Origin of the sequence: Herbaspirillum sp. CF444, from assembly GCF_000282135.1 — a bacterium.
Classification (GTDB): Bacteria; Pseudomonadota; Gammaproteobacteria; order Burkholderiales; family Burkholderiaceae_D; genus Herbaspirillum.
In genome coordinates this window covers 12,141-32,295 of record NZ_AKJW01000023.1, presented here as the reverse complement: position 1 = coordinate 32,295, position 20,155 = coordinate 12,141, and the positions used below count along the sequence as shown (strand labels likewise).

Annotated in this window: 19 protein-coding genes; 12 read left to right on the top strand and 7 right to left on the bottom strand. The window is 60.5% G+C overall.

Annotated features, from left to right (window positions below; all coding sequences use genetic code 11):
- Positions 1–21: 21 nt before the first annotated feature.
- Positions 22–630 (bottom strand): dTMP kinase, encoded by a 609-nt coding sequence (tmk, locus tag PMI16_RS06360; RefSeq protein WP_007877605.1) that lies wholly within the window; start codon positions 628–630, stop codon positions 22–24.
- 67 nt (positions 631–697) lie between these two features.
- On the bottom strand, positions 698–1,678 hold the full coding sequence (gene mltG, locus PMI16_RS06355; RefSeq protein ID WP_007877603.1) for an endolytic transglycosylase MltG: 981 nt from the start codon (positions 1,676–1,678) through the stop codon (positions 698–700).
- Positions 1,679–1,775: 97 nt separating this feature from the next.
- Between mltG and ygfZ the strand changes: the two genes are divergently transcribed.
- The 3 genes from ygfZ to PMI16_RS06340 are packed head-to-tail and all read left to right on the top strand — an operon-like array spanning position 1,776 to position 3,959.
- On the top strand, positions 1,776–2,843 hold the full coding sequence (gene ygfZ / locus PMI16_RS06350) for a CAF17-like 4Fe-4S cluster assembly/insertion protein YgfZ (RefSeq protein WP_007877596.1): 1,068 nt from the start codon (positions 1,776–1,778) through the stop codon (positions 2,841–2,843).
- A 16-nt stretch (positions 2,844–2,859) separates the two neighbouring features.
- Entirely contained in the window at positions 2,860–3,147 is a 288-nt protein-coding gene (locus PMI16_RS06345) for a DUF4936 family protein (RefSeq protein WP_007877595.1), read from the top strand.
- Positions 3,138–3,959, top strand: coding sequence for an NRDE family protein (locus PMI16_RS06340; protein ID WP_007877593.1), 822 nt, complete (start codon positions 3,138–3,140; stop codon positions 3,957–3,959). Before PMI16_RS06345 ends, PMI16_RS06340 begins: the two co-directional genes overlap by 10 nt.
- Before the next feature lie 470 nt (positions 3,960–4,429).
- Here the strand turns inward: PMI16_RS06340 and PMI16_RS06335 are convergent, their stop codons facing one another.
- From PMI16_RS06335 to PMI16_RS06320, 4 genes are all read right to left on the bottom strand, one after another.
- A complete protein-coding gene (locus PMI16_RS06335; RefSeq protein WP_007877592.1) occupies positions 4,430–5,749 on the bottom strand; it encodes a dicarboxylate/amino acid:cation symporter in 1,320 nt (439 codons plus the stop codon).
- A gap of 236 nt (positions 5,750–5,985) precedes the next feature.
- Positions 5,986–6,411 carry a GNAT family N-acetyltransferase gene (locus tag PMI16_RS06330; RefSeq protein ID WP_007877590.1) on the bottom strand — a complete coding sequence of 142 codons (426 nt, stop codon included), beginning with the start codon at positions 6,409–6,411 and terminating at the stop codon, positions 5,986–5,988.
- Positions 6,408–6,890: a PaaI family thioesterase gene (locus PMI16_RS06325; RefSeq protein ID WP_007877587.1), complete on the bottom strand. Its 483-nt coding sequence runs from the start codon at positions 6,888–6,890 to the stop codon at positions 6,408–6,410. The genes PMI16_RS06330 and PMI16_RS06325 overlap by 4 nt, the downstream gene beginning before the upstream one ends.
- 12 nt (positions 6,891–6,902) lie before the next feature.
- On the bottom strand, positions 6,903–7,205 hold the full coding sequence (locus tag PMI16_RS06320; protein ID WP_007877586.1) for a Dabb family protein: 303 nt from the start codon (positions 7,203–7,205) through the stop codon (positions 6,903–6,905).
- 163 nt (positions 7,206–7,368) lie between these two features.
- Here PMI16_RS06320 and PMI16_RS06315 point away from each other — a divergent pair, with 163 nt between their 5' ends.
- Complete coding sequence (locus tag PMI16_RS06315; protein ID WP_007877583.1) at positions 7,369–7,986, top strand: 3'-5' exonuclease; 618 nt, start codon at positions 7,369–7,371, stop codon at positions 7,984–7,986.
- 215 nt (positions 7,987–8,201) lie between these two features.
- Positions 8,202–9,860 carry an MFS transporter gene (locus PMI16_RS06310; protein WP_007877582.1) on the top strand — a complete coding sequence of 553 codons (1,659 nt, stop codon included), beginning with the start codon at positions 8,202–8,204 and terminating at the stop codon, positions 9,858–9,860.
- A gap of 81 nt (positions 9,861–9,941) precedes the next feature.
- Here the strand turns inward: PMI16_RS06310 and PMI16_RS06305 are convergent, their stop codons facing one another.
- Entirely contained in the window at positions 9,942–10,847 is a 906-nt protein-coding gene (locus tag PMI16_RS06305) for a LysR family transcriptional regulator (RefSeq protein WP_007877581.1), read from the bottom strand.
- 190 nt (positions 10,848–11,037) lie between these two features.
- Between PMI16_RS06305 and PMI16_RS06300 the strand changes: the two genes are divergently transcribed.
- From PMI16_RS06300 to PMI16_RS06270, 7 genes are all read left to right on the top strand, one after another.
- Positions 11,038–12,339, top strand: coding sequence for a CitMHS family transporter (locus PMI16_RS06300; protein WP_007877580.1), 1,302 nt, complete (start codon positions 11,038–11,040; stop codon positions 12,337–12,339).
- A gap of 9 nt (positions 12,340–12,348) precedes the next feature.
- Entirely contained in the window at positions 12,349–13,689 is a 1,341-nt protein-coding gene (locus tag PMI16_RS06295; RefSeq protein ID WP_007877578.1) for an acyclic terpene utilization AtuA family protein, read from the top strand.
- A 1-nt stretch (position 13,690) separates the two neighbouring features.
- Positions 13,691–13,999, top strand: a complete 309-nt coding sequence (locus PMI16_RS06290) for an AtuA-related protein (RefSeq protein WP_007877577.1) — start codon at positions 13,691–13,693, stop codon at positions 13,997–13,999.
- 195 nt (positions 14,000–14,194) lie between these two features.
- The gene (purT, locus tag PMI16_RS06285; protein ID WP_007877576.1) at positions 14,195–15,406 is read left to right on the top strand and encodes a formate-dependent phosphoribosylglycinamide formyltransferase; all 1,212 of its coding nucleotides are present in this window, start codon (positions 14,195–14,197) and stop codon (positions 15,404–15,406) included.
- Positions 15,407–15,748: 342 nt separating this feature from the next.
- Positions 15,749–17,350 (top strand): L-aspartate oxidase, encoded by a 1,602-nt coding sequence (gene nadB / locus PMI16_RS06280; protein ID WP_007877574.1) that lies wholly within the window; start codon positions 15,749–15,751, stop codon positions 17,348–17,350.
- Between the two features lie 88 nt (positions 17,351–17,438).
- Positions 17,439–17,717 (top strand): putative quinol monooxygenase, encoded by a 279-nt coding sequence (locus PMI16_RS06275; RefSeq protein WP_007877572.1) that lies wholly within the window; start codon positions 17,439–17,441, stop codon positions 17,715–17,717.
- A gap of 179 nt (positions 17,718–17,896) precedes the next feature.
- On the top strand, positions 17,897–20,128 hold the full coding sequence (locus tag PMI16_RS06270) for a patatin-like phospholipase family protein (protein WP_007877570.1): 2,232 nt from the start codon (positions 17,897–17,899) through the stop codon (positions 20,126–20,128).
- Positions 20,129–20,155 lie beyond the last annotated feature (27 nt).

Below are 20,155 nucleotides of genomic sequence, written 5' to 3'. Positions count from 1 at the left end.
GATCGGAAAAATATCGGCATCTCAGACATCCGCCAGCAATTGCGCGATTTCCTGCTGAATGTCGGCGATGGGACGGGTCGAGTCGATCACCCGGAAACGCTGCGGAAACTGCTTTGCCCGGCGCAGGTACTCGGCGCGCGTGGCGGCGAAGAAGTCGGCTTTTTCCTGCTCGAACTTATCCAGCGTGCGCTCGGCATCCAGGCGCGCACGCGCCACTTCCAGCGGCACGTCGAACAACAGCGTCAGATCCGGCTGCAGATGCGGATGCACCCATTGCTCCAGGGCGTCGAGCTTGTCCAGCGACAGATGGCGGCCGCCGCCCTGATAGGCGAACGTCGCATCGGTAAAACGGTCGGAGATGACCCAATCGCCGCGCGCCAGCGCCGGTTCGATGACTTGCGCCAGATGTTCGCGGCGTCCGGCAAACATCAGCAAGGCTTCAGTTTCCAGATGCATCTTTTGATGCAGCACCATAGCGCGCAGGCTCTCGCCCAGTTCGGTGCCGCCCGGTTCGCGCGTGGCGACGACCGTCAATCCGCGCGCGCGCAGCAGGTCGGCGACGAAAGCGATGTGGGTCGACTTGCCGGCGCCGTCGATGCCTTCAAAGGTGATGAATTTGCCCGATGCCATGTGCTCAGTTTTCGTCAAATAGAAATTGGTTCAGAGAGATATCAAAGCGAAATCAAAGCGAAGCGGATTAACGCTGGTACTTGTTGACCGCCTGATTATGCTCACTCAGGTTGCTGGAAAAATGACTGGTGCCGTCGCCGCGCGCAACAAAGTACAGCGCGTCGGTCTTGTCCGGATTCATCGCGGCGGCCAGCGATGCCGCTCCCGGCAAGGCGATCGGCGTCGGCGGCATGCCCTTGCGGGTGTAGGTATTGTACGGCGTGTCGGTCAACAGGTCGCTTTTGCGGATCACGCCCTGATAGCGATCGCCCATGCCGTAGATGACGGTAGGATCGGTTTGCAGCAGCATGCCGGTTTTCAGGCGATTGACGAATACGCCGGCGACCATGCCGCGCTCGGACTTCTGCCCGGTTTCCTTTTCGACAATGGATGCCATGATCAGGGCGTCGTACGGTGTTTTATACGGCAGCGACAGATCGCGTTTGCTCCAGGCTTCGGCCAGGCGCTTGTTCATCAGCGCAAATGCCTGGCGATAGATCTGCATGTCGCTGGCGCCTTTGGCGAACAGATACGTGTCCGGGAAGAACAAGCCCTCCGGCGCGGCAAATTCGGTGGTCAGCCTGGCCAGCAGCTCGCTGTTGGAAAGCGCAGCCGTATCGTGCTTGAGTCCCTTGTGTTCGGCGATGGCCTGGCGCATCTGCTTGAAACTCCAGCCTTCGATGATCGTCAGCGACTCCTGTGCGAATTCGCCGCGCACCAGTTGTTCCAGCAAGCGCAGCGGCGTGGCGCCCGGCTTCAACTCATAGCTGCCGGCCTTGATGCGGTTGCCCTTGCCGCTGCCGCGCGCCAGCAAGGCGAACAGGATAGGGTTGACGGGAGCGCCGGCATCCGCGATCTGCCGGGCGGCGCCGTTGATACCGGCACCGGGCGTGATGGTGAATTCGACCGGCTTCTGCCCCTCTTCGATGATCGGCTGGCTCAGCCAGTAGGCGGCCCCGCATGCAAGGGCGACACAGAGCAACAGGAGAGTGTTAACTATTTTTTTCATTGTTGAGGCAAAATCCGGCGCAATCCGACGCGTTTTTGCAGCGCCACTATAATCGAGGCATCAATGATAATCGCTGTATAGCCCAGTAACCTAATTTATGACCGAATCGACTCAAGCATCCGCGCCCTGGCAAGCATTTCTCACGCAGCAAGGCGCCCACATCGAGGCCGCAAACGGCGCCGAGGTACGGTATTTCGGCCAGGCGGCAACGGCGGAGTTGCCTGACAACTTTGTTGCCCCGCTGACCGATCTCGGCCTGATTTCCCTGAGCGGCGACGACGCCGCCAGCTTCCTGCACAACCAGATTACCAACGACGTCGAAAAACTCGACCTCGCCACCGCCCGCCTGGCCGGCTATTGCACGCCGAAAGGTCGTCTGCTGGCGACCTTCCTGATGTGGAAGGATGCCGGTCAAATCGTATTGCAGCTGCCGCGCGCCATCCAGCCGGCGATCCAGAAGCGCTTGCAGATGTTCGTGATGCGCTCCAAGGCCAAGCTGGCCGATGTCAGCGAACAATACGTCGCGCTCGGCCTGGCCGGCAATGCCGCCGCAGCAGCCCTGCAGCAATGGTTTCCGCAATTGCCGGCACAAGCCTATGCCAAGATCGACAACGAAAACGGCACGCTGGTGCGTGTCGCGGACAGCCGTCAGGCGCCGCGATATCAATGGATCACCTCGGTTGAGCAAGCGATTGCCGCCTGGCCCGTGCTGACGCAAGCACTGAGCGCAGTCGGCACCCATGCCTGGCGCCTGACCGACATTTATGCCGGCGTACCGGTCATTACCCAAGCGACGCAAGAGCAATTCGTGCCGCAAATGATCAATTTCGAGCTGATCGGCGGCGTCAACTTCAAAAAAGGCTGCTACCCCGGCCAGGAAATCGTCGCGCGCAGCCAGTACCTGGGCAAACTGAAGCGCCGCAGCGTGCTGGCGCTGGTTGATACGGCCGATGCGCGTGCCGGCGCAGAAGTATTTTCCAGCGAAGATCCGGGCCAGCCATGCGGCATGGTCGTGAATGCAGAACCGGCAGGCGCGGGCAAATCCGCCTGCCTGGTGGAAATCAAACTGGCGGCGAGCGACAACGGCACCATCCATCTCGGCGCCGCCGATGGCCCCGTGCTGCACTTGCAGCCCCTGCCCTACGAATTGGCGGAACCGCAATAAGCGATCGGGATTGTCGATGGATCTCTACATCTATTACCGCGTGCTTCTGAGCGATAGCGACCAGTTGCAAAAGCAGGCCGGCGCCATGCAGGCACAGTTGTCGCAGCAATACAAGATCGCCACCGAACTGAAGCGCCGCCCGCAAGACCAGGATGGCAAGCACACCTGGATGGAGGTTTATCTGGATGTGCCCGATGGCTTTGAGTCGGTGCTGAAACAAAGTATCGCCGCCAATCAGCTGGACAAGCTGATCGACGGCCCGCGTCACACCGAACACTTCCTGGACTTTTCACCATGTGTCTGATCATTTTTGCGTGGAAAGTCATTCCCGGCATGCCGCTGATCGCCGCCGCCAACCGCGACGAGTTTTACCAACGACCCGCCAGTGCCGCGGGCTGGTGGGAAGATCGCCCGGACGTCTATGCCGGCCGCGACCTGCAAGCCGGCGGCACCTGGCTCGGCGTCACCCGCGACGGCCGTTTTGCCGCGCTGACCAATGTGCGTGCGCCCTCGGAAAAACGTCCCGATGCGCCAACGCGCGGCAAACTGGTTTCCGACTATCTGTCCGGCACATTCACGCCGGAACAATACGTCGAACATATCCGCCCGGGCGCGGCGGAATATAACGGCTTCAACCTCATCGTCGGCGATCGAGAAACTTTGCTGTGGTATTCCAACAAGGGCGACGACGATCCGCGCAACGGCAAACCGCTCGGCTATGGCGTGTATGGCTTGTCCAATGCCCTGCTCGACACGCCCTGGCCCAAGGTGACGCGCGCCAAGGCGCAATTCGCCAGCCTGCTTTGCCAGGGGGCCCCGGAAGAAACCTTCTTCGAACTGCTCAGCGACAGCACGCGCGCCAACGATTGCCGCCTGCCGAGCACCGGCGTAAGCCTGGAATGGGAACGCATCCTGTCGTCGATCTTCATCTGCTCGCCCGATTACGGCACGCGGTCCTCGACGGTGGTGCGGGTGCCCATCATCGGCGAGCCGGTCTTGAGCGAACACGTGGTCGACCCGATCAGTTCATGCCAGGCGGCACCGGCCACGGAGCCGCAAAAAAAGACTTCTCCATGCAAGCTCAAGATCAAACCGGATGCCGAAAGCCCGAGCTGATTGCCGCTACATGACCCACACGACAAGATATAAGTAAAACGGATAACTGATATTTGGGAAATAAAGTAGTCGGAATTTGTGCGGAGCATTAAAGTTACACCTGTCTCCTCCAATTTCCTCCTTAAAGAATTGGATTTAAGCCCGCACCGCAAGGTTGCGGGCTTTTTTTTGCCTTTTTCAGCCAGCCCCGCCGATTTTCTTTCTCCGAAATTCCCCCGCAAGCCATGCTGCACCGCAGAATGACTATTCTGCGCAATGGGAACACAATACCTCCAAATAAATCCAGTCCTTAAGAGGCTGCGAGGAGACCAAGACCCGTAACGCTCCCCCTTCGTTATGGGTCTTTTCTTTTGTGCGCCCGTTTCACACTTGCTTCGGCAAATAAAAACGAAAAACGGCGGCAGGACAATCAAGTCCCGCCGCCGTTTTTTTACGCCATCCGGCAAGCCGGATGGCGCCGCTATCGATCATCACTGATGCATCTTGGCTTCCGTACGATCCAGCACGACTTCCGGAGAATTCGCTTCTTCCGATGTCTCGTTGTTCAGTTGAGCATGCAGACGCTTCTCGTCCAGTTCATTGCTCCACTTCGCCACGATGATGGTTGCCACGCCGTTGCCGATGGTGTTGGTCAGGGCGCGTGCTTCGGACATGAAGCGGTCGATACCGAGGATCAGCGCCAAGCCGGCCACAGGCACGTGGCCCACCGCCGACAAGGTTGCCGCCAGCACGATGAAGCCGCTGCCGGTGATGCCTGCTGCGCCCTTCGACGTCAGCAGCAAGACTGCCAGCAAGGTCAGTTCCTGCGTCAGGCTCATCGGCGTATTGGTCGCTTGTGCGATGAACACGGCCGCCATGGTCAGGTAGATCGCGGTGCCGTCCAGGTTGAACGAATAACCGGTAGGAATCACCAGGCCGACGACGGTTTTCTTCGCGCCCAGGTTTTCCATCTTGGCCAGCATGCGCGGCAGCACCGATTCCGACGACGAGGTGCCCAGCACGATCAGCAGCTCTTCCTTGATGTACTTGACGAACTTCCACACGCTGAAGCCATGCAGACGGGTGATGATGCCCAACACGACAAAAATGAAGATCAGGCAGGTCAGGTAGAACGTGCCCATCAGCTTGCCCAGCGACAGCAGCGAACCGACGCCGTATTTGCCGATGGTGAAGGCCATCGCGCCGAACGCGCCGACAGGAGCAGCCTTCATGATGGTGCCGACAACGGCGAACAGGACGTGGGAGATCTTTTCGATGAAATCAAAAATCATCGTGCCGCGACCGCCGAAGCGATGCAGCGCAAAACCGAACAGCACCGAGATCAACAGCACCTGCAGCACATCGCCCTTGGCAAACGCATCCACCATGCTCACCGGGATGATGTTCATCACGAAATCGATCGTGCTGGTCATCTTGCCGGGACCGGTGTAAGCCGTGATGCTCTTGGTATCGATGGTGTTCGGATCGATGTTCATGCCGGCGCCGGGCTGCAGCACGTTGACCAGCACCAGGCCGACGATCAGCGCCAGCGTGCTGACAACTTCAAAGTACAACAGCGCCAGGCCGCCGGTCTTGCCGACCTTCTTCATGTCTTCCATGCCGGCGATACCCAGCACGACAGTACAGAAGATCACCGGAGCGATGATCATTTTGATCAGTTTGATGAAGCCGTCGCCGAGCGGCTTCATCGCCTCGCCGGATGACGGATAGAAATGTCCCAGCAGGACGCCGATGACAATTGCCACCAACACCTGAAAGTAGAGGGATTTATAAAGTGGCGTCTTGCCCATGCGGTTCTCCGTTATTCTAGGATCTTAGGAAACTTGTCGTGCAGTCGACATTGCCAAGCGTAAAGCCGCAACTGTCACTGCGGGCGCAAGTATGCATTAGCAGCATACCCCTAGATATTGTGGGAAACCACAACAAAACGACGAAACATAGCCAGCAGGCAACGAAAAAATTTCCAGACAGCGACAGTGATCGCTGCCATGAGCAACTGTCTGAAAATGTTGCAGAGCAAAAAAAATCAGTCCAACGCCGCCCGCATGTGGATATGCGGAATGCCCGCCTCCATGAACTCTTCGCCCTCTTGCGTAAAACCATGGCTGCCGTAGAAAGACGCTGCATGAGTTTGTGCATTCAGCGCCACCTCATGATCTCCGCGTTGACGCGCCGCGGCCATCAGCGCCTGCAGCACGGCGCCGCCGATGCCCTGGCCGCGCCCCGTCTTGCGCACCGCCATGCGACCGATATGGCCGTCGGGCAGCAAACGACCGGTGGCGACCGGCGTACCGCCTTCGTCGTAAGCGACGGCATGCACGCAGAGGGCGTCCATCTCGTCCATTTCCAGTTCCGCCGGCACGTTCTGCTCGGCGACAAAAACTTCATTGCGGATCAATGCGGCGTCTTCGCGCAGATCGTTCCACGCAGCGATCTTGATGTTGTGTTTCATGTGAGGTCCTGTTGCGATGCGGCCTGGGCAGCCGGCGTTTCACTTGTTTCGTGCGCGAGTTTCTTCGCGATGTCGACGCGCTTGATCGCCTTGAATGTGGCCATGGACTTGGCGACCAGCTTGTCGCCGTTCCACAGTTCGGCTTCGCAAAAGCACATGGTGGTGGAGCGGTGATAGACCTTGCCGCGCGCCACGATGGTCTCGCCGGCCTTTCCTGCCGGCTGCAAAAAGCTGGTGCTCATGTCGACCGTCGCGGACGACTTGGCGTCCGGGATGGCGGTACGCGCGGCCAATCCCATCGCCACATCCATCAGCGTCATGGAAATGCCGCCTTGCGCAACGTGCCAGCTGTTCATGAATTCCGGCAACAGCTTGAGCGCCATGACGGCCTTGCCGTCGCCGTATTCAACTACTTCGACGCCCAGGCTCTCGAGGTAGGGATTGCCGTTGGTGAAGACTTCAGAGAGTGAATAAGTCATGTCGGCGCGAACTCAGACCTCGTAGTCCATGCACTGACGTGCTTCGCGGATCGCACCGATGAAAGGTTTGATGGCGATATGCTCCGGGTGATCCTGGTAGGCATCCAGCGCCTCCCGGGATGCGAATTCCGAATACAGCACCACGTCGTAAGTGCCTTCCAAGCCAGGCTGCGCCAGCGCGGCTTCAAATTTGAGGATGCCGGGCACCAGGCCGGCGCAGCCGTCGAGCAAGGCCTTCATCTTGCGCGCGTTGGTCGCCTTGTCGGCGCCTTCGGCCTGGTCTTTCAGCTTCCACATGACGATATGTTTGAGCACGGTAGTTCTCCTGACTGCAAATTGGTGAATGAATGGCAAAGCCGTAATGATAAGCGAAGGAGGCAACGGAAGCAGGCCATGCCGTCGCCTCGTTTTCGGCGAAGAAGCCGGCGCGTATTAAAATGACGCCCTTACGTCATCATTTTTTTGGATTAGCGTCACCGTGATCAATCAACCTGTCGTCATGCTCGACTTCGAAACCACCGGCCTGAGCCCCGCGCAAGGCGCCCGCATTACCGAAGTCGCCGCACTGCGCATCGTCGACGGCCGTATCGTCGAGCGTTTCGTCACGCTGATCAATTGCGGCGCTGAAGTCCCTTACGAAATCACCACGCTGACCGGCATCACGCAAGACATGGTCGATTCGGCGCCGTCGGTGGAACGCGTCCTGCCAGAGCTGCTGCGCTTCATCGGCAGCGATGCACTTGCAGCGCACAACGCCAGTTTCGACGCCAAGTTCCTGGCCGCGGAAGCCGAACGTCTGGAGTTGCAGGCAAGCTATTCCGAACTGGTCTGTTCGCTGCTGCTGTCGCGCCGCTTGTTGCCGGGACTGTCCAGCTACCGCCTGTCGAGCCTGGCCGCCGATCTGGGCATTCGCTTCAGCGGCCACGCCCACCGGGCCGAAGCCGATGCCGAAGTATCTGCCGAATTGCTGCTGCACCTGAGCGACCGTTTGCGCGGTCACTATAAATGTCCTCGCATCGATCCCGGTTTGCTGGCCGCGATCAATCGCCTGCCCGCCGCCAAAGTATCCGGCTTCCTGCAAGAACAGGCAGCCTGATTTTTGCTGCACTGCGTCTGTCGATACACCTGCCAATCCGCTCCTGCTGCGCTCCGATGCCTGTATTGCGCCTGTAAGCTTGTGTAAGTTTCAAGCAAGTATTGCGTAAGGTTCACGTCGCACACTCCATGCGTGCACAAATGGCGCCTGCGCAGTTTGAGTCGCCCGGGTCGCCCGTTTGTACATCCACTACATCAATAATCTAGGAGACAAGCATGGCGACAGCTTCCACTGCGCACACCATTACGCCCGAAGAGCGCAAAGTTATTTTTGCCTCTTCGCTGGGCACTGTGTTTGAATGGTACGACTTCTATCTGTACGGCTCGCTGGCAGCGATCATCGCCAAGCAATTTTTTGCCGGCACGGATCCCAACACCGCCTTCATTTTCGCCTTGCTGGCATTCGCCGCCGGCTTCATCGTGCGTCCTTTCGGCGCGCTGGTGTTCGGCCGCCTGGGCGACATGATCGGTCGCAAATACACCTTCCTGATGACCATCCTGATCATGGGTGCATCGACCTTCATCGTCGGCATTCTGCCGAATTACAACTCCATCGGCATTGCCGCTCCGATCATCCTGATCTCCCTGCGCATTCTGCAAGGCCTGGCATTAGGCGGCGAGTACGGCGGTGCAGCGACCTACGTCGCCGAACATGCGCCGGATCACAAACGCGGCGCGTTCACCGCATGGATTCAAACAACCGCGACGCTGGGCCTGTTCCTGTCGCTACTGGTGATCCTGGGCGTGCGTACCGCCGTCGGCGAAGCTGCATTCGCCGATTGGGGATGGCGCATTCCTTTCCTGGTGTCGATCATCCTGCTGGGCGTTTCCGTCTGGATCCGCCTGTCGATGAATGAATCGCCCGCCTTCCTGAAGATGAAATCCGACGGCAAGCTCTCCAAGGCGCCGCTGACCGAAGCGTTCGGCCAATGGAAAAACCTGAAGCTGGTCATCCTTGCCCTGGTCGGCCTGACGGCAGGTCAAGCGGTGGTCTGGTACACCGGTCAGTTCTATGCGCTGTTCTTCCTGACGCAATCGCTGAAGGTCGACGGTGCCTTGGCCAACATCCTGATCGCGCTGGCGCTGCTGCTGGCGACACCGTTCTTCATCGTGTTCGGTTCGCTGTCCGACAAGATCGGCCGCAAGCCCATCATCCTGGGCGGTTGCCTGATTGCCGCGGTGACTTACTTCCCGATCTTCCAGGGCCTGACCCACTACGCCAATCCTGCGCTGGAAGCCGCATTGCAAAAAGCGCCGGTGATCGTCACTGCCGATCCGGCAACTTGCCAATTCCAGTTCAACCCGACCGGCACCAAGAAGTTCACTTCGTCTTGCGATATCGCCAAGGCCAAGCTGTCCGCCGCTTCGGTCAACTATGAAAACGTGGCCGGCGCGCCTGGCTCCGTCGCCACCGTCAAGATCGGCGACAAGATCATCACCTCGTATGACGCCGCCGGCCTGTCAAAAGAAGATGCTGCAGCAAAAGACAAGGCCTTCTCCAAGGAACTGGCTGACGACATCAAACTGGCCGGCTATCCCACCAAGGCCGATCCTGAACAGATGAACAAGCCGATGGTCTTGCTGCTGCTGTTCATCCTGGTGATCTACGTGACCATGGTCTACGGTCCGATTGCTGCCGCGCTGGTGGAAATGTTCCCGACCCGCATCCGCTACACCTCGATGTCCATGCCTTACCACATCGGCAACGGCTGGTTCGGCGGCCTGCTGCCGACCACCTCGTTCGCGCTGGTGGCGTTCAAGGGCGATATCTACTACGGCCTGTGGTACCCGATCATCATTGCAATGATCACCTTCGTCATTGGTTTGCTCTTCGTCAAGGAAACCAAGGACAACGACATCTACGCCGAAGACTAAAAGCATCACGAGGGGGAAGCCAGACGGCTCCCTCGCCTGGACAAAGCAAGCATGTACAAGTGAGAGAGAACGTCGAGCCGGTCAGGGTGCAAACTCTGACCGGCTTTTTTCTTGTATCAGCTCCAGCAGCCCCTGTGCGGCAATCGACAAGCTGCGCTCCTTCGCCTTGACGATCAGCAGCGGCCGCACCAGGTCCGGCGCATTCAACGGAATCGCCACCAGGTTGGGATGACGGAACTGGAACAGCGTCAGCTCCGGCACAAGGCTCACGCCCAGCCCGCTTTCAATCAGACCGGCAACGGTCGCCAGATGCTCCACTTCCAATCCCGTATTGACCACGCCGACCGGTTGCAGCAGCGCATCGAGATGCTGGCGCACGCTGGTCGAACGCGCCAGGTGGATCAGTTCGCAACCGGCCAGTTGCGGAACCTGGATGACGCGTTTTTTCGCCAGCTTGTGATCGCGCCGACAGACGAGGTAAAACGGATCCTCGCAGAGCGGCTGCGTATCGAATTCCATCAGGTTCGGCCCGGGCGCAGTCAATGCGATGTCGGCCTTGCCCTGGCGCAGATAATTCAGGCAATGGTCCGACAACGCATCGAACAGCTCCACCGTCACGCCCGGATGCTGCGTTCGGTAAGCGGCAATCACCGGCGGCAGCCAGCCCGCCGCCAGCGACGGCAAAGCCGCGATGGACACCTTGCCCTTGCGACGCGCAACGTAATCGCTCATGTTGGAAAACGCGGCCTCGATATCGCTCATCAACTGCCGCGCCACTTCCACGAACAGCTCCCCTTCCGGCGTCAACGTCACGTTGCGGGTATCGCGTTCGAACAGCCTGGCGCCGGCGCTCGCTTCCAGCTTCTGAATCATCACGCTGAAGGCCGACTGCGACACGTGACAGCGCTCGGCCGCATGGCCGAAATGGCGGCAATCATTGAGCGCCAGAAATCCTTGCAACAACTTGGTCGAGATATTGGCTTGCATGGCAATTCATTCATAAAACCGATTAATCAATCGTAAAAATACACTTTACAACAAAATCACAGGCTGCCTACACTCGCCTTGCAATTACATAGCGTCTGGATCAGACCTATAGACCCATCCAGACGGATCGACAAGAATCCTCGGAAACCGCCAACCGGTATTCCGCCAAACAAAAACACCGGAGACACGCATGCTCGCCCTGCTCGGCTTTATCACGATCGTTTTGCTATTCACGGCCATTCTGACCAAGAAGATGTCGCCGCTGGTCGCCCTCATTGCGATTCCCATCGCTGCCGCATTGATCGGCGGCTTCGGCATGCAGACATCCAAATTCATCGTCTCCGGGGTGACGTCCATCGCACCGGTGGCGGGCATGTTCGTGTTCGCGATCCTGTTCTTCGGCATCGTCACCGACGCCGGCATGCTGGATCCGATCATCAGCCGCATCCTGCGCACCGTCGGCAGCCGTCCCAGCCGCATCGTGCCGGGCACCGCGCTGCTGGCGCTGCTGATCCACCTGGACGGCTCCGGCGCCGTGACCTTCCTGATCACCATCCCCGCGATGCTGCCGCTGTACAACCGCCTCGGCATCGACAAGCGCATCCTTGCCTGCGTGGCCTCGCTGGCGGCCGGCGTCAACTTCCTGCCGTGGACCGGGCCGATGATTCGCGCTTCGGCTGCGCTGCACATTCCCGTCAGCGACATCTTTACGCCGCTGATTCCGGTGCAGCTGGTCGGCCTGACATTCGTCTTCATCACGTCGTATGTGCTCGGCCTGAGGGAAGAAAAACGTCTCGGCCTGAGCGCCGGCGCCGCGGCCGGTTTCGTGCAGGAACACACGCTGACCGAAGACGAACAGAAAATCCGTCGCCCGCGCAATTTCTGGATCAACATCATCCTGACCGTATTCGTGCTGGGCGTGATGATCAGCGGCAAAGTCGATCCCGTCGTCATGTTCATGATCGGCGTGGTGCTGGCGCTGATGATCAACTATCCCGACGTCAACATGCAGCGCGCACGCATCGATGCACATGCCAAGGCGGCGCTGCTGATGGCGAGCATTCTGTTCGCGGCAGGCGTGTTCACCGGCATCATGACCAAGTCCGGCATGCTGAGCGCGATGGCGAAGATGGCGGTCGGTTTCGTGCCGCCGGAAATGGCGTCGCATATCCCGGTCGTGCTCGGCCTGCTGTCGATGCCGCTGAGCCTGCTGTTCGATCCCGATTCGTTCTACTTCGGCGTGCTGCCGGTGATTGCGGAAGTCAGCCACATGCTCGGCGTGCCGTCGATCCAGGTGGCGCAGGCGGCGCTGCTGGGCCAGATGACCACCGGTTTCCCGGTCAGCCCGCTGACGCCGGCGACCTTCCTGGTGTGCGGCCTTGCCGGTATCGAACTGGCCGATCATCAGAAGTACACGATCCCTTTCCTGTTCGGCGCCTCGGTGGTCATGACGATTGCCTGCGTGCTGCTCGGGCTGTTTCCCTTGCTGTAAAGAGCTGCCATGAAACATATCCGCATCGGCGCCGGCGCAGGCTATTCCGGCGACCGCATTGAACCCGCCGTCGAACTCGCCGAAAAAGGCGATCTTGATTACCTGATCTTCGAATGCCTGGCCGAGCGCACCATCGCCATCGGTCAGCAGGCGCGCCGCGCCGATCCGCAAAAAGGCTACGACCCGCTGCTGGCCGAGCGCATGCATGCGGTGCTGAAGTTGTGCGCCGACAAGGGCATCAAGATCGTCACCAACATGGGCGCCGCCAATCCGCTGGCCGGCGCTGCAAAAATCAGGGAGATCGCGCTGGAACTCGGCCTGCCGCAGCTGAAGATTGCCGCCATCAGCGGCGACGACGTGCTCAACATCTTGCACAACGGCGACTACCGCATCGAAGACAACGGCCTGCCGGTGAAATCGCTCGGCGACAAGCTGGTATCGGCCAACGCCTATCTCGGCGCGCAGCCGATTGTCGATGCGCTCAACGCCGGCGCCGATATCGTCATCACCGGCCGCGTCGCCGACCCCGCACTGGTGCTCGGCCCGCTCATTCATGAATTCGGCTGGGCGGCGGATGACTGGAAACTGCTGGGCCAAGGCACGCTGATCGGCCATCTGCTTGAATGCGCGGGACAGATCACCGGCGGCTATTTCGCCGATCCGGGGGTGAAAGACGTCAAGGGCCTGGCGCGTCTCGGCTTCCCCATCGGTGAAGTCGCAGCAGACGGCAGCGCCGTCATCACCAAGGTTGAAGGCTCGGGCGGGCAAGTCACCGCCGCGACCTGCAAAGAACAATTACTGTACGAAATCCATGATCCGCGCAGTTACTTCACGCCCGATGTGGTGGCTGATTTCTCGCAAGTCGTCATCACCGAAATCGGCCCCGATCGCGTCGCCGTCAGCGGCGGCAGCGGACGCGCCCGGCCCGATACGCTCAAGACCACGCTCGGTTACGTCGACAGCTATATCGGCGAAGGCCAGATTTCCTACGCCGGCCCCGGCGCGCAGGCGCGCGGACAACTGGCGCTCGACATCGTCAGGGAACGCCTCGCCATCATGGGTGTGCAAAGCGAAGAAATGCGCTACGACCTGATCGGCGTCAATGCCATCCACGGCGTGCAGCTGTCCGCCGCGGCGAACGAGCCGCATGAAGTGCGCGCGCGCGTGGCAGGCCGCACGGCCAGCATGCGCGAGGCCGTGCGCATTGGCAATGAAGTCGAAACGCTCTATACCTGCGGTCCCGCCGGCGGCGGCGGCGCCACCAAATCGGCGAAGGAAATCATCGCCGTGCTGTCGGCGCTGGTGCCGCGCGATCTGATCAACCCTGTCATCCATTTCGAGGAGAGCTGACATGCTGCTGCGTGACATCGCGCATTCGCGCGCGGGCGACAAGGGCGACATCTCCAATATCTCCGTCATTGCCTACGACATCAACGACTATTCCATGCTGGAAAAGCATTTGACGGCAGAGCGCGTGAAGGCGCATTTCGCGGGCGTTGTGCACGGAGAAGTCGTACGTTACGCGCTGCCGCATCTGGGCGCGCTCAACTTTGTCATGAAGCAGGCACTGGGCGGCGGCGTCACCCGTTCGCTGGCGCTCGATGCACATGGCAAGAGTCTCAGCGGCGCCATGCTGGCCATGCAATTGCCCGACCGCTAGCGAGTCATGCCGGAAGCGTATCGGTGCAGCCTTTCGCCATTTCTTCGCACTTATCCGCCTTTCTTCAAGTATTGTCTCAAGAGCTTTCCCGATTGCTGACGGCAGCGCAATTTTGCGCTGTCCAAAACAGTCAAGATTTGGTATCGTCGCGCGATTCCTCGACTTTCCCATCCTTTCCTTTCTGCACTTACCTCCATGAAGACACCTGTCCGCCTAGGCACTCCGCTTTCTCCTTCCGCCACCAAAGTCATGCTGCTCGGCTCCGGCGAGCTCGGCAAAGAAGTGATCATTGCCCTGCAACGCCTGGGTGTGGAAGTCATCGCCGTGGACCGCTACGCCGACGCGCCGGGTCATCAGGTCGCACACCGCGCGCACGTCATCAACATGACCGACGGCGCAGCACTGGCGGCGCTGATTGAAAAGGAACAACCCGACCTGGTCGTGCCGGAAATCGAAGCCATCGCCACCGAAACCCTGGTCGAGCTGGAAAAAGCCGGCAAGGCGCGCGTCATCCCGACCGCCCGCGCCGCCTGGCTGACCATGAACCGCGAAGGCATCCGCCGCCTGGCCGGTGAAACGCTGGGCCTGGCGACTTCGCCTTACCGTTTCGCCGACAGCCTGGAAGAACTGCAAGCCGCCACCGAACAGATCGGCTTTCCCTGCGTGATCAAGCCGGTGATGTCGTCTTCCGGCAAGGGTCAGTCGAAGATCGACGGCGCCGCCGAAGTCGAAGCCGCCTGGAACTACGCCGCAGCCGGCGGCCGCGTCGACTCCGGTCGCGTGATCGTCGAAGGCTTCATCGACTTCGACTACGAAATCACCCTGCTGACCGTGCGCTCGCTCAACGAAAACGGCGACACCGTCACCAGCTTCTGCGAACCGATCGGTCACGTGCAGGTCAAGGGCGACTACGTCGAATCCTGGCAACCGCATGCCATGCACCCGGCCGCGCTGGAGAAGGCGCGCGACATCGCTCGCAAGGTCACCGAAAACCTCGGCGGCCTCGGCCTGTTCGGCGTGGAATTGTTCGTCAAGGGCGAAATGGTCTGGTTCTCCGAAGTCAGTCCGCGTCCGCACGACACCGGCATGGTCACCATGGTCAGCCAGATCCAGAGCGAATTCGAACTGCACGCCAAGGCCATCCTCGGCCTGCCGGTCAATGTCGCCCTGCGCACGCCTGGCGCATCCGCCGTAATCTACGGCCAGCATGACGCCAAGGCGATCGCCTTTGAAGGCGTGGCCGATGCGCTGCGCATCCCGGGTGCCGACATCCGTCTGTTCGGCAAACCGGAATCCTTCGAACGCCGCCGCATGGGCGTGGCGCTGGCCGCAGCCGACAACGTCAGCGACGCGCGCATCCGCGCCAAGCAGGCGGCCGCCAAGGTCAAGCCGGTCAAGACCAACTGATCCGCGCCATCAGCTTTGCTGCGCGCTCGCGCAGCAAAGCGCCCTCTCCGCCCATGCCGTTCAGTTAAGAGTGAAACATGCTTGCTTGTTACCCAAGCCTGTATCGCCGTCGTCCTGACGAAAGTCAGGATCCAGCGTCGTATCGGCGCTTGTCGCGACACTGGGTCCCAGCGTGCGCTGGGACGACGGAGAGCAATGGAAGACGCCAATAGGCTTAACTGAACGGCATTACCCCTCTCCGCTCTTCCTCCCCGACTTCCCGGCTGATACGGACTTGTGCGATTGCCGACCACCATTGGCGGCTATAATCGTGCATTCCTTTCAACATCTTCCTCAGCTCTCATGAAATTCGATGTCGCCATCATCGGCAGCGGACTTGCCGGTTTGTCGGTTGCCCTGCATCTTGCCGAAAAGAAAAACGTGGTCGTGGTCTCCAAGGGCGAACTGCTCGACGGCGCCAGCAACTGGGCGCAAGGGGGCATCGCTGCCGTGCTCGACTCGGGCGACAGCCATGAGCAGCATATCGACGACACGCTGATCGCCGGCGCCGGGCTGTGCGACGAAGGCGCCACCCGTTTCATCGTCGAGCACGGTCGCGAAGCGATCGAGTGGCTGATCGAACAAGGCGTCCCCTTCACCCGTGACGACAGCGCAGAACTGGGCTATCACCTGACCCGCGAAGGCGGTCACAGCCAGCGCCGCATCATCCATGCCGCCGACGCCACCGGCCATGCGGTGCAGGTCACGCTGGAGCAACGCGTGCGCGCGCATCCGAACATCACATTGCTGGAACATCATTGCGCCATCGACGTCATCACGACGAAGAAACTCGATCCTTCCGCCAAGGGCGCGCCGCGCTGCGTCGGCGTCTACGTGCAGGACATCAAACAAGGCAAGGTCGTCACCATCGCCGCCGACCACACGGTGCTGGCCACCGGCGGCGCGGGCAAGGTCTATCTCTACACATCCAATCCCGATTCCGCCACCGGCGACGGCATTGCGATGGCCTCGCGCGCGGGTTGCCGCGTCGCCAACATGGAGTTCATCCAGTTCCATCCGACCTGCCTGTATCACCCCTACGCCAAATCCTTCCTGATCAGCGAAGCCTTGCGCGGCGAAGGCGCCTTGCTGAAACTGCCGGCCGCCGCCGGTGCGGCCGCGGGTACACGCTTCATGCCGGAACATGACGACCGCGCCGAACTCGCGCCGCGCGACATCGTCGCCCGCAGCATCGACTTCGAAATGAAAAAACGCGGTCTTGATCACGTCGATCTCGACATCAGCCATCAGCCGCCGGAATTCATCGGGGAACATTTCCCGACCATCCAGGCGCGCTGCCTGGAGTTCGGCATCGACATCACCAGACAACCGATCCCGGTCGTCCCCGCCGCGCATTACACCTGCGGCGGCGTGGTGACCGACATGTCGGGCCGCACCGACCTGCCCGGCCTGTACGCCGTCGGCGAGACCGCCTGCACCGGCCTGCACGGCGCCAACCGCCTGGCCAGCAATTCGCTGCTGGAATGCCTGGTACTGGGCCGCGCCGCCGCGCAATACATCGAGCGGCAGCCTGCCGCACCGGAACTTGCCTTGCCGGCCTGGGACGAAAGCCGCGTCACCAACGCCGACGAAGAAGTCGTGATCTCGCACAACTGGGACGAGTTGCGCCGCTTCATGTGGAATTACGTCAGCATCGTGCGCACCGACAAGCGCCTGGAACGCGCACAGCACCGCATCCGCCTGTTGCGCGAAGAAATCGACGAATACTATGCCAACTTCCGCATCACGCGCGACCTGCTCGAACTGCGCAATCTGGTGGAGGTAGCGTCGCTGATCGTCAACAGCGCGCTCGCGCGCAAAGAAAGCCGCGGCCTGCATTACAGCCTGGACTATCCGGACACCCTGGAAAAGGCTTTGCCGACCGTACTGTCGCCGCAAAAATAAACACGCCGGGGCACAGGTTCGGGATAATAATGGGAGCTACCAGCGGAAAAACACGACAGCACCAATCAGACTTGCTAAAGGAGGAATGATGAGCATCACGCGTATCAATACTTTCCGGGCGCTCGACGATCATGTCGATGAACTGAAAAAATTCCTGCTGGCGCTGCTGCCGACCATCCGTGCATCGGTCGGTTGCCAGTCCTGCCAGTTTCTGCAAGACCAGACCGTTCCCTCGCGCATGGTCATCATCGAAATCTGGGACAGCATCGAAGCGCACCACGACTCATTGCAGCATGTTTCCCAAGCCAGCATCGACGAAGTCAGGACGATGCTCGCTGCGCCGCCGGTGGGTGGCTACTACCAATAAACGCAGCGGCTCGCAAGCCGTGCCTTGCGAGCCGCTTATTCCTCATCTTTCCCGCGTTCCTCGCATTGCCGACAAGGCGCGGCGCGATTTACCATTGCGGCATCGCCCACACACACTCTCTTTCTATCGTGACACGCACTCCCTTCTTCAACCTGCCCCGTCTTGTCGCGGGAGTTGCATTGGCGACCCTGTTCCTGCAGCCGGCGCTGTCCGCCGAAAACACCGATACGCCGGGCAAGGCAACCACCGTCAAACCGAGGCCGCGCATCGGACTCGTGCTGTCCGGCGGCGGCGCGCGCGGTTATGCCCATCTCGGCGTGCTGCAATATCTGGAAAAACTGCACGTCCCGGTGGACTACATCGCCGCAACCAGCATGGGCGCGCTGGTCGGCGGCCTGTACGCCAGCGGCATCCCGGCGGAAGAGCTGGAACGACGCCTGTCGCAGACCAACCTCAGCGACATTGCCTTCGATCGCAACGAACGCGCCAAGCTGCCGCAGTCGCAACGCGAGGATGATTTTCAATATCCGATTTCGATCGCGGTCGGCTACGACGACGGCAAGCTGAAGCTCGCGCCCGGACTCGTGCAAGGCAACAATCTGCTGACGCTGCTGCAAAACTGGACGGCGCAATTGCCGGGCAATATTTCTTTCGACAAGCTGCCCATCCCCTTCCGCGCCGTTGCCACCGATCTCGGCAAAGGCACCGCCGTCATTCTCGATCATGGCTCGCTGTCGCGCGCCATGCGCGCCAGCATGGCCGTCCCGGGCCTCTTTGCGCCCTATCAGATCGACGGCCGCACACTGGTCGACGGCGGCCTGGTGAGCAACCTGCCGGTGCAGGAAGCGCGCGACATGGGCGCCGACGTCATCATCGCCGTCAACATCGCCACGCCGCTGCAGGATCCGTCCAATCTGCAATCGCCGACGGCGGTGGCGCAGCAAATGGTCGGCATCCTGATCCAGCAGAACGTCAAATTGCAGAAGGCATTGCTCGGCAAGAACGATATCCTGATCGAACCGAAACTGACAGGCGTGTCCTTCACCGATTTCGCGCGCGGCAAAGACGGCGTCAATGCCGGCTGGGATGCCGCCCAGGCGCAAAGCGAACGTCTCACCGAACTGTCGCTGCCTCCCGAAGCATGGCAGGCCTATCTGGCGGCGCGCCACAGCGACATGGCGCTGGCGAAGGACACTCGTGTCGACGCCATCGAGATCAAGACCTCCGGCCGCATTCCCGCGGCCTATGTGCGCAGTCGCCTGAGCGTCAAGGAAGGCGACCTCTACGATGCCGACCGCATCAACCAGCAATTGTCGCAACTGTCGACCAACGGCGACTTCAATGCCCTGACGCAGGAGATGGTGAACAAGGATGGTCGCAACGTACTGGTGATCGATGCGGAAGAAAAATCCTGGGGCCCGCAATATCTGCTGTTCGGACTCGGCATTTCCAACACGTTCGACGGTCGCGGCAGCGTCAACCTGCAGATCGGCCATCGCTATCCGTGGATGAACCAGAGCGGCCTCGAGTGGCGCAACGATCTGGTCCTGGGCAACAAGCGGGCAAGCCTGCACAGCGAACTGCGGCAGCCGGTTTTCGGCGCCTCGGGCCTGTACGTTTCGCCCTATGTCGACATCAGCCGACGTTATGTCGATGCTTACCTGGACGGCAGCGACGCCAAGGCGTCGCCGGTCACGCAATATCGCATCGATACGTCCATCGCGGGCGTCGACCTCGGCATGCCGCTGGCGCGTTTGGGCGATCTGCGGCTAGGCGTCAGCTATCAGCACACCAAGTACACGCCGACCTATAACGTCGCCCTTGACAGCTTCGGCTCCCTGTTCGATGCCACGCAATCCAGCCAGCCGGTTGCGCGTGCGCGCCTGACGATCGATCAGCTCGACGATCCGCTGTTTCCGCGCAAGGGCTATTACATTTATTCTGAAGTCAATCGCGGCTTCGGCCAGGTCGACAATCGCTACAGCGACGTGCAGCTCAAGACGCTGTGGGCCTTCAGCCGCGAGCGCAACACCTTCAACGTGGCGGTGGAAGCTGCCAGCAACCTGTCCAGCAACAATGCGGGGCCGGGATTCTTTCTCGGGGGATTTCAACGCCTGTCGGCCTATGCGCCGGATCAGTTCTACGGCAGCTACCTGCTGTACAGCCGCCTGACCTATCTGCGCGACCTGACCGACTACAGCCTGCTCGGCCTGCGCAATCCGGTACTGGGCAGCAGCCTGGAGGCAGGCAACGTCTGGCAGACGCGCGACGCCTTCGGCGACGGCCCTTACAAAAAGAGTCTCAGCCTCTTCCTCGGCGGGAACAGCCCGGTCGGCCCGGTCTACTTCGGCGCAGCGGTGGGCCAGCAAGGCGTGTGGAATTTGTATTTGCAGCTGGGACGGGTGTTCTAAGCCGCGCCAAAGGACTGCGCGCCTGAA